Genomic DNA, 16,273 nt, shown 5'->3' with positions numbered 1-16,273 from the left:
ACATCCCAAATCTAATACAGACTTATCTGTAAGATTAGCAATTATAGATTTAATTGCTGGCTGTTCAACAAAATCATTAAAGGTAAATCCATTTTCACGTAATGACTTATAATTTTTAAAGAAAAACGGATTATCATAAATGTTTTGTTTCATTATATACCTCCTATAATACAATCTATATTTTTTATATTCTAGGGGGCATCCAAAAATTCCTATATTAACCAAAATACACTTCAACTAACCTGCCATTTAGTTGAATAAGGAACAGTGTATATCCTATACATGTTAGGTTGACATAACGTCTCATTATCGGTAGCAAGGACAAGAGGGAATCCCATTCACACGAGGGAACCTCCTTTTTTTGTTCTATCGATCTATGCATTTTTTTATACATTCCTATACTGGTGCGGTTTTAGGGTTCTCGTTTATTACTGGATTAGCCAAAAAACTGTATAAAATCTTGCATGCTCCTAGGGGTCACTATATATGAACACTACGTATTTGACTTTCTCAATGACCAACATTACTTAATGTGGTAAAATAATATTCGGATGGGAATCCAATGTTATTAAAATTAAAGTGGTTATCAAGTCGGAGGAAGGCACCTTAGGGTGTCTTTTCTTTTTAAAATATATAAGCGCACCATCCCTTTCCTAATAGAGGCCCCCCTCATGCCTCCTTACAGGGAGAATGATACGGCATTTTTTATTTACCCAATTACCGAGCTTTCAAATGTTTGAAATAGTTACCTATCCCCTAATCACCGAGTATGTTTATTCCTCTAAATCACTGTCCATAATAATAAATAAAGACAAACCCTTTACCCTTAAGATACAAGCTCTTTCTCAAGGGTATCAAACTCGGTGATTAGGGTAGAGTGGTATACCACTCCCTCCTAATCACCGAGTAGCAAAAGAATTTCCATCTTCAGTTCAACCCAAATACCGATACATCAATAACGAAAAAACAGCCACCCATGTGATAGCTGTTTTACAAAATTAAGCTGATTTGATTTTTTACATCACGCTTTGAAAAATCGGTTCGTAACTGTAATGAAATATCATATTCGTTACGCTTTTTATTTTCTTTAATAGATACAGATTGAATGAGAGGTAATAAAAATCGTCTTTTATCCATATTGCTTATTTCTTGAAGCTTGACATCATCTTGAAATACTTCATTCAAAGTATGTAACCATGTTTCTTTGCTTTTCTCGATTTTTTCTTTGAGGGTGATTTTCTGTTTAAAGTCATTGATTTGTTGTGTGACTCCATCTAGTTTCCGCTGTATATCCAAGCGATAAATCGCTAAAGACTTCAAAAAACGTTTATCATCGTTATTTTTCATACGCTGTTTGAGCTCTTCTGTAATATTGTGAAGTTTGATGGTGTAGTTTTCGAAGAGACGCTGATGCTTTTGAATATTGTTATTCAATTCTTGTATCTCATACTGAATTTTTTGTTCTATCGCATGATATACATTGTGAAATCCACTTATTTTCACATCAGTAAGTGTTTGATTCACTACTTTATCATGAAGGAGATCTGCATCTATTCTTAATTTGCAGTTAGTGCAAAAATAAATTTTCCCTCCATACTGTTTATTTGTAGAACTTACTGTCTGTTGATTCTTTGTTTTCATTAATTCCTGGCACCTTTCACAAGAAAGCAACCCTTGTAGCAAAAAACTTGTTTTGTAATGTTTAGGAACCATGTTGCCATTACGTTTTTCTGAATAAATACGCCAACATGATTCCCATGTCGTTCGTGAAATGATTGGCTTCACATAGTGGTTTGGTGCTTCAATCCAAATATCCCTTGCATTTTGCTTTCCATCTGTTTGTCGGCGCCATGATAATAAACCACAATAAAAAGGATTAAGTACAATCGCCTTTACATTCTCTTTTCCCCAATCTTTTCCGCGGCGGGAACCGTTAGGGAATGTATTAGCAATATACTGAAACCCATGACCATTTACATATAAATTGAAGATTTCTTTTACATAGCAAAGCTCTTCAGTGTGTTCAATAAATTGCTCGCTATTCTTATCATATGTGTAACCAAATGGCGGCTTACCACCAAGCCATTTTCCTTGTTTTGCTTTATTTTCTAGACCTGATCGTGTTCTGGCGATAATGGTGTCAACTTCATATTTAGTAAAACCATCTTCCATAAGTTGCACAATCAAGTCAGTATCAGTATTGTACACACTTTCGGTTGAACTAATAATGATGGGAATATCTAGTGTCTTCATGACAATACGAATCGTTTGATGCTCAAGAGGATCTCTGGCAAGGCGATCACTTTTATAAACAATGACAAAATCGAATTCTTTTCTTTTTGCCGCTTCGAACATATTTTCAAGTTCTTTCCTACTTGTAATTTTATTTTTACGAGCTGAAACAGCCTTATCAAGAAAAGAATGAGTATGAATGCAATCATATTTGCGAATCACTTCCATAACGGAATTCAATTGCATATCCATATCTTGTTTATCCGTAGAATGACGGCCATAAAAAGCAGCCTTCATATTGGGTTGTAATATATGAGAAAGCTTCATGATGTTAACACCTCTTGAGTACGTAAAAATGGGTGTTTAAAAACAATTTCACAGTTCTTTCCGTCTGTTTTAACTTGTTGTATTAAATCTTGAAAAAAGAAACCTAACTGTCGATTCTCCTTTATCTCGTCATAGGACAACGACATCGAGGATTGATAATTACTTATCTTTTCACGTAGTTGCTTTACAGCACTTAATTCCTGTATTACCTGTTCTTTTTGTTTTTTATATTTTGCAAGCTCATCATACAGCGCCATAATTTCGATTTCTTTCTGTTCCTTATAAGGTGCATCAGTTTCGTGATACCACGTATCTACTTTTGTAATTAACTTTTCATTCATAAGCTGGATTTTCTCTTCAATGGTTTGTATTTTCTGCTTTATTTGCTTCTTAGCATTCTGTTCATATCGATCAAATAATTCATGAAAATAGGAGGTAAGTAGGCTATAAAAATATTCTTTGCAACGTTCAAAGACTAATGGTTCAATTGTACTCTTAAAAACGTAAATCGAAGAATGGTTTAAACATTTATATTTTAAATTTTCTTTTCTTCTAGCCTTTACTTTTTGTAATGATTCATTACATTTCGAACAAATTAGTAAGTCTTGCAATGGAAATAACACTTGTTCAAATACATAATCCTGATGGGTCTTTTGGGGAGATAAAATGGTGACAATACTACATGCTTTTTCCCATGTATCCTTATCAATAATGGAAAGTCTTTCATATTTACTAGTAATATCTTCACCAAAAATATTCATGGTTCGTAATCCAACATATGTCGGGTTTAATGCAATTTTTCTTATATCAGCTGGAATCCAAGACTTGCCGTTTTCCTTCAAACCTAATACACTACAAAGTTCTTTCAAGGATTCATATTTTCCCGATACAAGTTCTTGATAAATCCTTTTAACAATTTGTACTTGTTCATCAACCAATTCAATTTCTTTCGTTTCTTTATTCCATTTGAAACCATACGGAAGACGTCCTGGATTTTTACCACTTTGGAAATTTGACTTTAATGTTTGCTTTAAACGTTCAATAATTTGTTCGCCTTCACGCTGGGCCATACCCGCCATAATTAATTCAAGATATTCACCAATTGGTGTGTAGTACACTGGCGGCTCATTCGGTGCAGTTAAAATAACATTTATTTTCTTGTTTCTTAGTATTTGATAAATTTCATAATACTCCATCACATTTCGAGCTAGTCGATCTCGCTTAAATAAGAATAAGGTTCCGACATCGTTATTTTTGATATCTTGTAGTAATTTTTGTAAGGCTGGACGCTTTTTCAAACTGACTTTTCGGGCTGATACCGCTTCATCAATATATTCTTCATCGATAATCAATGCCATATCAATGGAGCGAGTAAGAACTGAATTTTGTTGCATTTCGATTGAGTTTTCCTGTGAATCAATTGAACTTCTATAATATGCAACTGTCTTCAATTCAGGACCTCCTCTCATGATGTTCTATTTACACTGTATGTAGCAAAAATGGCGGCTAGTCCTTATTAATTGCTTTAACTAATTCTTTTTCAACAATCTTGATATACGCTTCAAACCATTTTTGAGCTGATTCTGGATCATGAACATAACTTACTGATGTAATTGTAATTTTCTTTTGCTTATTCATTTTATGTATTCCTTTCAATAAATCCGTGGAGGTTAATCTTATGATAAATGAAATTGGTAAACACATTCGTACACTACGTACTCAAAAAGGCATTGGACTAAACACCTTTGCAAAACAGCTTGGTGTATCACCAGCTTATTTAAGTAATCTTGAGACAGGAAAGACTGATACCATTCAACTTTCATTATTACAAAAATTGCAAGATGAACTTCGCCTCATTACAATAGATAATTCTTCATTAATCCAAGATGAAACAAAATATAGAATTGCTCGCGCAAGCACCCTATTACATAACTTGATCCAACAAGATAAAGCACTTGGATATTACTTATTAGAAACTTTAGAAAAAGGGGTTAATCTACCTCAAGCTTCACCTACTTTCCATAAAAATAATCAAGATTATTATTTACAAAACTAAAAAGGCTATTCACAATAAAAAACAATTATTTATGTTAATGAATAATTTAATGCAAAAAAGAAGAGCATACCTCTTAAGGAAAGAGGATGCTCTTCTTTTATTTTTCATCTTCTTGACAGCTAACTGCCGCCTCAACTATAGACTTTAAAATTGGATTTTTCTTTTCCCATTCTTGTTGGAACCATTCTTTTTGTTCTTCTTTTTCCATTGATGCAAGTGGTGAATGAATAATAACTTTTGTATTACCAAATTGAAATTCTCTCATCATATCCCCCCTTGCATTATATGTATGCAAGACAGAAAAAAAGACGAACTATCATTTTCATAGGACAAGCTAACCATACATATTCATAACAATAATAATAGACAAGCTGGTAGGTGAAACTAATGTACCGTCCACAAGAACTTGATGTATTCATCTATTTACGTAAAAGCCGAAAAGACCTTGAAGAAGAAAAAAAAGCGATGGAACATGGACAACATTATGATACACTTGAACGTCATCGAAATCAGTTATTAGAACTCACTCATAAAGAGCATCATAATATCATTGATATTTTTGAAGAAGTTGTTTCTGGTGAATATATATCTGAAAGACCTATGATGCAAAACCTCCTTAGAGAAGTAGAGACTGGTATTGCGGATGCAGTTTTAGTAATGGACTTAGATCGCCTTGGTCGTGGGGATATGGTAGATCAAGGAACGATTTATCGTGTATTTCGCTATTCAGAAACATTCATTATTACACCCACAGAAGTCATTAATCCAAATGATGAAAATCAAGAGTTAACCTTTAGTATAAAATCTTTAATCGCACGAGAAGAATTAAAAACCATTGTTAAACGTATGCAACGTGGTAGGAGAGCATCCGCAAAAGAAGGAAAATCCATCTCCCGTGTTCCACCTTATGGATACTTACGAGATAATAACTTAAAACTTTATCCTGATCCTGAAAAGAGTTGGGTGATACCAAAAATTTTTGAATTAATGGCGAATGGAATGGGAAGACAGGCAATTGCGCAAGAACTAGATAAACTAGGAATTGCCCCACCTGAAGGTGAGTATTGGAATCCTTCAACTATTTCATCCATTACAAAAAATGAGGTATATCTTGGTCACATTATTTGGGGGAAGATAAGCTATACCAAACAAAATGGGAAATACATTCGAAAAAAAGTGCCGAAAGAAAGATGGCAACGACACAATCATGCTCATCCTCCACTTGTATCAGAAGAGCTCTTTCAAAAGGCTAATATAGCTCATAGTAAACGCTGGAGACCTCCCACAATAAAAACAAAAAAGCTCTCTAATCCATTGGCAGGCATCTTATTATGTGAATTATGCGGACATTCCATGATTTTCCATCCGAGGAAAGATCGTCCTAATCCTCAAGTACGTTGTGTGCAGCCATCATGTAAAGGAATTCAAAAAGGGGTATCCTTAACACTTGTTGAACATCGCATACTCGATGGATTAAAGCAAATTATTGAAAGCTTTGAGATACAAGAAAATATGGTGCAAAAAAAGAAATCGAGCAATAATATTCATTTACAACAGAAAGTTCTAGAAAAGAAAGAACAACAAATAAATGATCTGCAAAAACAAAAAAGCAATCTCCATGACCTTCTAGAGAAAGGGATATACGATGTTGGCACTTTCTTAGAGCGGCAGAAATCTATTGCGGTGCGTTTGAAAACAACACAAGAAGAAATTCAGGAGCTTAGGCGTGAAATTGAAAATATATTAGAAAAAGAAAAACATATACATGAATTTGTTCCGAAAATCAAAAATGTTTTAGAGGCTTATTACGTAACAAATGATACAGAAAAGAAAAATCGCCTTCTCAAATCAGTGATTGAAAAAGTGACTTATTTACGAAAAATAGAGTGGAAAAGAAAAGATGAATTTTCAATAAAATTATACACTAGAATATAGTTCGATATATTTTCTCTATAAGTCATTCGTATATTATTTTGATTTTTTTAAACTTCCTTTAAAAAAATTCATTTCTCCTTGATTTGAGAAGCTTATCACAAAATATTATTCATAATAGGAAATTATGAAATTCACCTAGAACAGACAAATAAATAACGTTATTAGGTAACCTTTTTGCAGTTCTTTATATCCGTATATTAAAAAACATTTGTGCGCAGCATTTTTAGACGCCTATAACTATTTTTTTGTGCCCAATACGGTTCTGTTGCAAAGTTCCCTAAACCACGTTACATTTTAGAAAAAATAAGTAGGAGCACACATGCCCATCAAGCTAACCAAGTAAATTACTAGATACAAAATGATCCTTGTTTCAAAACTAGCAAGTGATAAAAAAGTAGTTTTGAGTTTTGGAAAAGAGTATTCGGTAAGGCACTACGACCATTAAGAAATCCTTAACGTTGTTTAATTTTTGGGGAACGTTCACGAACGAAGCGAGGCCCATTGCAGCACCATACTTTTTTAGGTTTGTAAATGGGCCCTTTATAAATAGGTTTTTATATTTCAAAACTAGTTTTTTTAGCCAAATGTACAATAAGGATTAGCCACATTTCCTGCATTACTGACAATACCACTTCCCTCATCAACGACAATGATATGTGCTCTACTTAATCCGTTATACCACGGGCATTTAAACCAGTGGAATATGGGGTTCAAGAACGTCACCTTCCCTTGGACATTAGCTCGTATCTTTTTGAGGAGCATCATATATGGCCGGTTTCCTGCACCGTACACATAGAATGCAACTTCCGCATTAGGAGTGAAAGTACCGTCGACCATATAATACATTACTCCATTAGTCAAGTTGTCCCAGACCCTTATACCATTACTAGGGGCGGCAGGTGGATAAACCATAGTGTGGGGCGCATTTATGTTGTCAGCTTTAGCTTGTTCACGTCGTTGAGGTGGGACACAGACATGATCTGACGGTCGCGTCTCACGCCAAACGAAGCCTTGCTTACATGTATCTGGCCCATAAGCACCGCCTCCGGGTTGCCGGCGAGATGGCCCCAGTGCATTTTCATTGGCAGTCTCTTCACGAGTTTGAGGAGTCACGCACACAAAGTCACCAGGAACTGCTTCCCTCCAGACATAACCCTGCTTACAGGTATAAGGCCCATAAGGAAGAGGAGAAGCAGGCCTTTCATTTTTTATTCGTATATTCTCCCACTTATTCCTATATCCACAGTCTGTTGATGAAATTGTTCTAAATTCAGGTGCATCAGGAAATGGACCTGGTTTAGTCTTTTTAGGTCCTGTATCCATATAAAAATTATTACTGGGTTGCGTAGCTGGATAACTACTTGGGTAAAGCCAATACATAAAATACACGTCCTTTCTAATATTTATAAATACATATTATAAATATTAGACTTTATAATCAGATGTACCTGATTTATCATAATTTACAGCACGTTTTTGATTGAATACTTCGAAGACCTTTTGATCTGAGAAAGGTCATTAAAACGATTTTCTTGTGTGATTATTCGGATACCGAAGAAATTCGGAGAGAAATTAATGAGGTTCTCAATATTGTAGAGAATTGGAATTCCGCCAATAGCTTTATTTTTTATGGAAAAGGTGGAGAAATTTCAACATATTGACTAGAAGATCAGGAGGTTGCAGTTCTTTCCCAGCATCTATTACAAAATTTCCTTGTTTATATTAATACACTCATGATTCAATCTGTTTTATCAGAAAAGAAGTGGATGGATATGATGGAACAATTCCAATTGAAGGAAGGGTTTCGGAGATAGAGAATAATTTGCATTTCTAATTTAAGAACCTTATTGCGGGTAGTGTCAGCTTCGCTGGCACTACCCCATTGCCATCAAGTTAAGAAATTCATTGTTTCTCAAAACAATAAATGAACTAGATTCTCATAGACAAATATGAAGAGATAAAGTTTTCATTTTGGGGATTCTTCAAAATCTTAGCTTGATGGGCATGGGGCGATTTCTCCATCTCGATATTCGAAATGGTAAAGAACATGATGCCTCGTATGCAGCTACTTTAACCTCTACTGTGCAACCGAAAGATTTATTACTTCGTGATTTAGGATATTTTTCATTAGATGAGTTACAATCGATTCACCAATTAGGTGGTTATTATATTTCTAGGATCAAGCATAATGTCAAAATATATCTTACAAAAGAAAAGTCAGAACAACCAAAATATGCTGAGGATTTTATAAAAGACCTAAAGTCTGGTGAAACCATTGAACTCAATTATGTATATATAAGTCAAAAAAGAATTCTACAACCACGTCTCATTCTGTATCGTTTAACTGAAAAACAAGAATTAGGGAGAGAAGAAAAATGGAAAAAAGTCAAAAAGATTCAAGAAAAGTGGTCCATTTGATATCTTAGAAGCCTTGTAATTTTAATTACCTACAGGTTCGTATCGGATTTTAAAAATGAAAATTAAGGGGATTTATTTGGCATGGAAAAAAAATAATGATTTGATATATAATTGATAAAAGGTTCAACAGCTGAAAGCTTTTGAACCTTAACTTGATGGCTATGGGAACACCCTCTTGTTTGTTCCTTGTTGAACGCCCCCGTTACTTTAAGTACAATACTTACAATTCCCTTTTATTTTTCTACGACAAGGGGGTTATAGTAAGCCATTTTTAAAATTCTATAACCCTTTATATACATACCTCTCACCCAAAATGGTTGAGAGCCTTACGTCCAAAATTAACGTTTTGGAACTAGGGTGCACGACGAGCGCCTTTAAGACCGTATTTTTTACGTTCTTTTATTTATATATCAAATATGAAGAAAAGTAAAAGAACAAAAACTTCTTGAATTCTGCAGCAGGCTTTTTTCTTTTTAATTTAAAATCAAATAAATTCAATTATAAATGTTTCGTGGTCAATAAAATTAGAATTATTCTTCAGTTAATACCAGAAGGCCATTCCCCTCAATAAAGATGAGCGCCCTAAACCATAATCATAAGTTTTCTATCTCTGCATTTTGTTATAATTATTTCATGAAAAATCCCCTCCAAGTCGACTACGTTAAGTTGATAAGATGTTTTTTTCATATGTCTACCTGAAGGAGATAATACCTTGTGCCTATATCATTGTTACGAAACTATTTTGCTCTGCATTTCATTGCATATTTCAATGATGCCCGGACTAAGGATTTCCGCCCACTCTTGAAGTGGTTTTGATATGCTAGTCGAAAAAAAACCAGCTCCACACTTTATCAATCTTTCTTCAACCATATTAACAGGAAATACGGAACGGGTGAGCGCTAAGGACCAAAATTGCCAAAGTGCATACCACACAAAGCAGGCATGTACATAGGAATGCAGAGGCAGCATATTACCAGACCAAGGTGAACGTATATGAACCTTATTTTGTCTCTCTGGTCGCATCCACCAATCTCGGACCTCGTAACTGTAGATAAGTGAATGGACAGCCTCATGGACCAGGCTCTCCATAAGTATAAAGACATCGGTCTGTTGCGGATTTATAAACGTCATGCGACCGAAGTGGGTTAACGCAGAAGAAGAGCCAAAACCGCAAGAATTAGATGTCCGTAAAGAGAGTGCTTTTGTATGTGCGAGGACAAAATGAAAAATGTTTAGATCCACTTTACGGATTCCTTCCAACGCTTCTTCTAGAAGTCCCTGCAAAGTAATTACTTCCTGAAACTCCAGCTCACATTCATGAACTTCCTGGTTATTTTCACTAAGTCCGTCTCCACGAACCCCTTCCGGGCTGCACGTATCCAAAGGAAAGAAATTTCCGACATAGGGGGCTGAATATATTGCTAATTCTTGTTCAGAATGTTGTCTACTCCAGCCACCTCTTTCTAAATCCATTAACATAAGTGACGACGGTAATCGGCTAATATAATAATCACCAAGTGCGGACCACAGCTCACCATACTCTGGTATTTTAATTGAATGATCCCCTTCTCTATATGCCTCCACGGCAAAACAATTCAGTAAATATTTTACTGTTTCATCCTTTGGCTGTTTCCACATGATACGACTGGATACCGAAGGGGCCATCAGGACACGCGAAAAACTCGAAGTTGAGGCTTGTTCAACTATGTCCTGAAGCAAGTGAGCGTCTGGAATGTCTTTTTTAACTAGAATTCCAATATATTGACCTAAAGACTCACATAATGCGTCTTTCCAGTTCGAATTAGCCACGATCCATTCTTTCTGGGAATCATGGTTCCACGTAACTATTTTCATTACCTGTTTCGGATGTTCAAAAGAAGAGACTTTACTCATTACGGTGATTTCCTCATTTTCTTTAAATTTTTACTTCTACATGGCTTCAAGATCTGAAAGTGCTTGGCGTCTGAGCAATGACTCTTGAGCTGACACTTGCAGTCGGTTCCGAATATGCGAAAAAAGGCTTAGGATGTCTTTACACCAAATCGATTTGTTATTAAAGCCATTAATAGTTCCATACCGATGAGGTACATATCCGCCGGCACAAGTAGACGCTTCGACACATTTATTACATGCCGTAGGGGTTTCGTGTCCCTGAAAAATGAGACTTTGATTAAAGCCCACGCTACTTGCAAAATCATTAAAGCTATGCTGAACGATGTTGTATTTTGTATTAGCAAAGCCATCACCACATACTCGCAGAACGTCTAGACCTTCGATTGTACCGTCCGTTTCAATAAACAGAAACCCAAACGGTTCATTACCAAAGCAATCCAGATTGCTATCTCCCCCGAGAATCATTTTGGCTATAGACCAAAACGGCTGAATGAGTTGGTCGACATATCCGTTGAACCACCACTCATCAAAGAGTGGAATTAAGAAATCAGAACATGGTGTCTCCCCATAAATGCGCCGAACTTCTTGAACAGTATCATGCGTAAAGTCAGGCATTAAGTAGCTGATGCCATGAGGACCAAGTGCAGAGAAATGACGGTGAACTTCAAGAGGATCAGCATCAAAATTAATGACGGAGAGAATCGAGAAATCGATTCCAGCTTCCTTTAGCACACTCATACCTCTGATGACCGAATCATATGAACCTTCTCCTTTATGATCGAGTCGATACTGATCGTGAATCGATTTCGGACCATCCATACTAATGCCAACAGAAATGTCATGTTTACGAAATAAGTTTGCCCACTCAGAATTAAGCAACGTTCCATTCGTTTGAATTGTCAGGCGCACTTTTGCCACATCATCCAAAGCCGTCCGGACCTGTTGGCACCAACGGTCCATGCGTTCCACCCCAGCAAGACATGGTTCCCCACCATGAAATGTGATTGATATTGAATCACGACCGGTTTCATTGCAAAAATCGCGTATACGCCCAAGCGCTGAATCAAAAATATCATCGGGCATTATAGCCGGACGTCTTCTCCAACTAGAGTCGCCTTTATTGAATACGTAGCAATACGAGCAATTTAAATTACAACGTGCAGCAATTTTGAAGGAAAACCCACGCAAAACATCAAGGTTGTTAGGAAACATTTTGCACCACCTCATCCGTATATTTTAAAAATATCTTACCTTTAGTAGTCAATTTGTGTTCAGCTTCATTTAAAATGGCTAAGCTGTCATTGTATTGGGCTTTCAGCAAGTTTATTCGGCTTTCGCATGTCCCGTCTTCGTCAAGACCTAAGGAAAAAGCCTGGGAATAGAAAGCGTACATGTAAGCAATCGCATGACAAGCAAGTAAAATACCTCTGAGAGGGCGAGGATCTCGCCGGAGGGGCGATTTATATATGGCCGAATCACCTGGCTGGACAAGTGGTCCGTATGTCTCTGCAAGAAACAAGTGTCGATGGGCTGATTCATGTACAATGGCCTCCAGGCCTTCCAGAACACTTTGAGGTGCCGTCATGTAAATGACACCAGGCGTATCTTTTCTCGACCAGCTCTGATGTATGTTCGGTATACTTGGAAAAACGATAATCGCACGGGTAACAGACGTTATCCATGTCATACAGTCAGGCATATAATGATCGAGTAGAGCCAAACTTCGCAATAAGAGCATCACATCCTCCTCCAAACGATTATGATTCATTGTTGGAAGATGGATGTATCCTTCAGATGCGGAAGGAGAAGCAAGTCGAATGCCTAATGAGTTGCTCCAAGGATCGATTGTAATGTTTTGAAAAGGAATATCGAGATTCTTGTTAGTTACAATTTCTGACCAGTAATACCGATCCGGAGAAAGCATAAAACCACCGTCCGGAAACCAAGCCCATATGGGTTCCGGAACGGAGACTGTTCCGGATGGCCTAGATATGTTCGTCATCACCCATAAAGCAAGCTGAAAATCTCTTTGAAGCTTTCGCTTGTCAGTTTTAAGTGTTATAGCGCTGATACAAGGATGAACAATCCAGCGTTGGTTCGATTGGATTGCATCTGTCAGACTTGCCTTTATGAAATCGGTGTCGATTTGGAGTTCCGGACAGGGGATCCAGTTTTCTACAAGTGGTTGAAGCTGCTCAAACCACCGATTTTCACGAAAACGCCATTTCCAGGGAGGAGCTGATTCAATTAACCATTCATTCGCAAACATAAAATTTACACCTCTTTCTAAAAATAATCATTTAAGGAAAAGTAAAACCGAGATGGCTAACCACCTCGGTTTTTAAATTACGGTTAGGTCAAATATTACCTTTTAATTTACTTAGTCTCTCGGAAAACTTTTGGAATTGGACATCATCCATACCTTCAATGCGTTCTAACATTATATGCTCTTTCGCCTTAGGATCCGCTTTTGTATGATCTTTCGAATGGAACGGACCTGATTCTCTTGTGTGCTCAGCCACCGGTATTTCTGGATCTAAAGCATTTTCCACTAGATGGTGTTCCAACACATCCTTAAGTGATTTATTCACCTTAGCTCGTGTAACAGCATCTAATGTGTTTAGAACACTAAGATCAATTTGGTCATCTTTATCTGGCATTTGTATTTCCACCTTTCTACATTTTCTATTACAAAACATTACCAACATTACCACAAATTCCATTATTTATACAAAACTCACAAAAAATAGCACATGCCCCCTTCCAAAAATATACTTAAAAACAAAAATTCAAACGTGATTATAGGGGAAGGGCAACATCGCTATCAAGCTAAGAATTTGGTTGCTCCCCAAAACGAAAAAAATGGGTTGCATTGTTTTGCACCTTTGGATTTGCTTATCTAAAAGGACATTTTTATTAACATATGTTGGCTGACTTTAATATAAAAACATTGTAAGTAAACCATAATAATTATGAATTATAAATTACTATATAGAAAAGAGGGATAAAATGAATCTCTCAGAAGTAATAAAAACATGAGAGCCTTTTACAACAAGAGCTATATACTGTCAGAGGAACTATTTCTATTTTGAATGACAGAACTGTTAAAATTGAATTTAGTACATATTCATATGCCTTAATTAATGAGAAGGATATTAATACATCTCTAGTATTCCCTGTAACTAGTGAAGAAAATCCTAGTGGCGAGGAAAGTAATAATACAATTAACTTCCCATATAATCATCTTCAAGTTGATCTTCCACAATCTGGCCCTTTAATGGAATAACTTTATTATCACTTAACAGATTCTTAATCCACAAGAAAAACCGAAATTTCCTATCCCTTCTTTAAAGAGATAGGAAATTTCGGTTCATCTTTTTTATAAACGGTTAAACTTTTTTCAAAACGGTGCGACTTTTTTATAAACAGTTCAACTTTATTTCAAGGCCACACTAAACGAGGGGGTTTTATTTCTACTGCACCTTAATTCTCCCTTACTCTCCCAAGGGTTTCAGGGATCAAATTACACACCTTACTTTTTGTTGCATCAGGACAAAAATATTATGTAAACTATGGCTGCTTTGAAAATAATTTCATTATTCTGATACGTACACTATCTGCATACATACAGCTTTTCATAATCAATTAAAATATATTATAAAAATGACACGCTATTATAGCTTTTGGACACCTTTTATGAGCGTGTCATTAACTTCGATCAAATATGTTTCTGGCACATTTTTGATCGAAGTTTATTATAAAATGGAATGCTCATTCAAAGAGAGGCCAATCCACTTTGATCAGTCTTTTTTCAAAATGGATTCGTTTTATGTGCTGTAAAATAAGGATTTTGAGAATATTTTTAATCAAATTTCGTTTCAAAGTTACAATAGTTTACGTGATTTATCTACAAAATTAATCTCAGTGTTAGTGTTTTTAGATCCAGCGTAGCAATTTTGTTAGATACTGCGCTCACTGGATTTCCCCAACTTTAATACAAGTAGCAGGGATTACTCTAATTTTCGTTGGTATGGCTCTAACATTAAAGAAGCCTAAAGATAAAACCCCACAATTAAAAGAATAAAGTATAGACGATGACACTCATGTATTAAAATAACAACGAGTTTCCAGAATAATTAATAAAAGAAAGATTGAATCTTTCCTCTATTTAATTTACTTTTAAGAAAAAAACTTTTAAACAGTTGAAAACATCCTTCTTATTCTTCAATACATAATACCTAAACTTTTCATCCTCAATGTTTTTATAAACAGAAAAAAGGGTAGATGATGAACGATTGTACTGATTCACTTCTCCATACCCAAACATATTACACTTCTTCATTAACTCTTCCACAAGCTTTACGCATCTAGCATTATCCGAAGTTAAATTATCACCATCTGAAAAATGAAATGGATAAATATTATAGCGGTCTGGTGAATATTTATTATCGATTAACTCGAGTGCTTTTTTGTATACAGAAGAACATATCGTTCCCCCGCTTTCTCCTTTTGAGAAAAACTCTTCTTCTGTAACTACTTTTGCCTCCGTATGGTGGGCAATAAACTCAATATCTACAGTTTCATACTTCGTGCGTAAAAACCTAGTCATCCAGAAGAAGAAACTACGTGCCATATACTTCTCCCATATTCCCATCGATCCACTCGTATCCATCATCGCTAATACAACTGCTTTCGAATCTGGCTTCAATACTTCATTCCAAGTACGGAACTTTAAATCTTCTTGATGAATTGGATGGAAAGATGCTTTACCACGCATTGCATTTCGTTTATATGCAGATATCATCGTTCGCTTCTTATCAATATTTCCCCATAGTCCTGTTTTTCTAATATCATTAAATTCAATGTGCTCGATCCGGTTTTCATCCATTTCTTTTCTCTTTAAATTAGGCAGCTCTAACTCTTTGAAAAATGCTTGCTCTAACTCTAAAATAGAGACTTCAGCCTCATAGTAATCTTCTCCAGCCGAATCTCCTGCACCTTGACCTTTTCCTGGGCCCTTTTGTTTTTGACCACCTGATCCATCTCTCGCAACGACATCACCAACTTTACTATCACCGTTTCCTTGCCCAACATGTTTATTTTTATCATAATTGTATCTAATCTTATATTCATCTAGAGAACGAATTGGTATTTTTACAACATCCTTGCCATTAGACATCACTATACTTTCTTCTGTTACAAGGTCTGGTAAATTATTTTTAATTGCCTCTTGCACTTTTTCTTGATGGCGTTGTTGGTCGTCATATCCTTTGCGATGGAGGGACCAGTTTTCCTGTGAAATCGTATAATTTGGTTGATTTTCTTCGCCCATTCCTTTCCCTCCTTACTGTAATTGTCTTTCTCTATGAACAGCAATCTATAAATTTTGTTCTGTAATGTGCAAGCTAGAAT

General features: G+C 35.8%; 14 protein-coding genes and 3 pseudogenes. 6 read left to right on the top strand and 11 right to left on the bottom strand.

Going from position 1 to position 16,273, the window contains the following annotated elements; all coding sequences use genetic code 11:
- The 4 genes and pseudogenes from MR065_RS24375 to MR065_RS27515 all read right to left on the bottom strand — a co-directional run.
- A pseudogene (locus MR065_RS24375) lies at nucleotides 1–153 on the bottom strand (SAM-dependent methyltransferase); the annotation flags it as partial.
- A gap of 837 nt (nucleotides 154–990) precedes the next feature.
- The gene (locus MR065_RS24370; RefSeq protein WP_242215356.1) at nucleotides 991–2,559 is read right to left on the bottom strand and encodes a recombinase family protein; all 1,569 of its coding nucleotides are present in this window, start codon (nucleotides 2,557–2,559) and stop codon (nucleotides 991–993) included.
- The gene (locus tag MR065_RS24365) at nucleotides 2,556–4,010 is read right to left on the bottom strand and encodes a recombinase family protein (RefSeq protein WP_242215355.1); all 1,455 of its coding nucleotides are present in this window, start codon (nucleotides 4,008–4,010) and stop codon (nucleotides 2,556–2,558) included. Before MR065_RS24365 ends, MR065_RS24370 begins: the two co-directional genes overlap by 4 nt.
- A 55-nt stretch (nucleotides 4,011–4,065) precedes the next feature.
- On the bottom strand, nucleotides 4,066–4,197 hold the full coding sequence (locus MR065_RS27515) for a hypothetical protein (protein WP_255255930.1): 132 nt from the start codon (nucleotides 4,195–4,197) through the stop codon (nucleotides 4,066–4,068).
- A gap of 40 nt (nucleotides 4,198–4,237) precedes the next feature.
- On the opposite strand from MR065_RS27515, the gene MR065_RS24360 reads away from it, so the two are divergent.
- Nucleotides 4,238–4,615 carry a helix-turn-helix domain-containing protein gene (locus MR065_RS24360; RefSeq protein ID WP_242215354.1) on the top strand — a complete coding sequence of 126 codons (378 nt, stop codon included), beginning with the start codon at nucleotides 4,238–4,240 and terminating at the stop codon, nucleotides 4,613–4,615.
- Between the two features lie 97 nt (nucleotides 4,616–4,712).
- On the opposite strand, the gene MR065_RS24355 is transcribed toward MR065_RS24360, so the two are convergent.
- Nucleotides 4,713–4,880 carry a hypothetical protein gene (locus MR065_RS24355; protein WP_180228086.1) on the bottom strand — a complete coding sequence of 56 codons (168 nt, stop codon included), beginning with the start codon at nucleotides 4,878–4,880 and terminating at the stop codon, nucleotides 4,713–4,715.
- 122 nt (nucleotides 4,881–5,002) lie between these two features.
- Here MR065_RS24355 and MR065_RS24350 point away from each other — a divergent pair, with 122 nt between their 5' ends.
- Entirely contained in the window at nucleotides 5,003–6,550 is a 1,548-nt protein-coding gene (locus MR065_RS24350; RefSeq protein WP_242215353.1) for a recombinase family protein, read from the top strand.
- Nucleotides 6,551–7,126: 576 nt separating this feature from the next.
- Here MR065_RS24350 and MR065_RS24345 read toward each other — a convergent pair.
- On the bottom strand, nucleotides 7,127–7,411 hold the full coding sequence (locus tag MR065_RS24345) for a hypothetical protein (protein WP_242215352.1): 285 nt from the start codon (nucleotides 7,409–7,411) through the stop codon (nucleotides 7,127–7,129).
- 641 nt (nucleotides 7,412–8,052) lie between these two features.
- On the opposite strand from MR065_RS24345, the pseudogene MR065_RS24340 reads away from it, so the two are divergent.
- A pseudogene (locus MR065_RS24340) lies at nucleotides 8,053–8,346 on the top strand (Tn3 family transposase); the annotation flags it as partial.
- Nucleotides 8,347–8,521: 175 nt separating this feature from the next.
- Nucleotides 8,522–8,968, top strand: a complete 447-nt coding sequence (locus tag MR065_RS24335; protein ID WP_242215351.1) for a transposase — start codon at nucleotides 8,522–8,524, stop codon at nucleotides 8,966–8,968.
- A 729-nt stretch (nucleotides 8,969–9,697) separates the two neighbouring features.
- Here MR065_RS24335 and MR065_RS24330 read toward each other — a convergent pair.
- The 4 genes from MR065_RS24330 to MR065_RS24315 form a co-directional block, all read right to left on the bottom strand.
- Nucleotides 9,698–10,861: a hypothetical protein gene (locus MR065_RS24330; RefSeq protein WP_242215350.1), complete on the bottom strand. Its 1,164-nt coding sequence runs from the start codon at nucleotides 10,859–10,861 to the stop codon at nucleotides 9,698–9,700.
- A gap of 36 nt (nucleotides 10,862–10,897) precedes the next feature.
- On the bottom strand, nucleotides 10,898–12,073 hold the full coding sequence (locus MR065_RS24325) for a radical SAM protein (RefSeq protein ID WP_242215349.1): 1,176 nt from the start codon (nucleotides 12,071–12,073) through the stop codon (nucleotides 10,898–10,900).
- Nucleotides 12,063–13,130: an aKG-HExxH-type peptide beta-hydroxylase gene (locus tag MR065_RS24320; RefSeq protein ID WP_242215348.1), complete on the bottom strand. Its 1,068-nt coding sequence runs from the start codon at nucleotides 13,128–13,130 to the stop codon at nucleotides 12,063–12,065. The genes MR065_RS24325 and MR065_RS24320 overlap by 11 nt, the downstream gene beginning before the upstream one ends.
- A gap of 88 nt (nucleotides 13,131–13,218) precedes the next feature.
- Nucleotides 13,219–13,521 carry a hypothetical protein gene (locus MR065_RS24315; protein ID WP_242215347.1) on the bottom strand — a complete coding sequence of 101 codons (303 nt, stop codon included), beginning with the start codon at nucleotides 13,519–13,521 and terminating at the stop codon, nucleotides 13,219–13,221.
- 428 nt (nucleotides 13,522–13,949) lie between these two features.
- Between MR065_RS24315 and MR065_RS24310 the strand changes: the two genes are divergently transcribed.
- A complete protein-coding gene (locus tag MR065_RS24310) occupies nucleotides 13,950–14,147 on the top strand; it encodes a hypothetical protein (protein ID WP_242215346.1) in 198 nt (65 codons plus the stop codon).
- Between the two features lie 599 nt (nucleotides 14,148–14,746).
- Nucleotides 14,747–14,945, top strand: a pseudogene (locus tag MR065_RS24305) (EamA family transporter); the annotation flags it as partial.
- A gap of 84 nt (nucleotides 14,946–15,029) precedes the next feature.
- Here the strand turns inward: MR065_RS24305 and yhbH are convergent.
- Nucleotides 15,030–16,193: a sporulation protein YhbH gene (gene yhbH / locus MR065_RS24300; RefSeq protein WP_242215345.1), complete on the bottom strand. Its 1,164-nt coding sequence runs from the start codon at nucleotides 16,191–16,193 to the stop codon at nucleotides 15,030–15,032.
- Nucleotides 16,194–16,273 lie beyond the last annotated feature (80 nt).

It is taken from the genome of Bacillus cereus group sp. BfR-BA-01383, assembly GCF_022663495.1.
Lineage (GTDB): Bacteria > Bacillota > Bacilli > Bacillales > Bacillaceae_G > Bacillus_A > Bacillus_A cereus_AU.
This window is presented reverse-complemented; position numbering and strand designations above follow the sequence as displayed.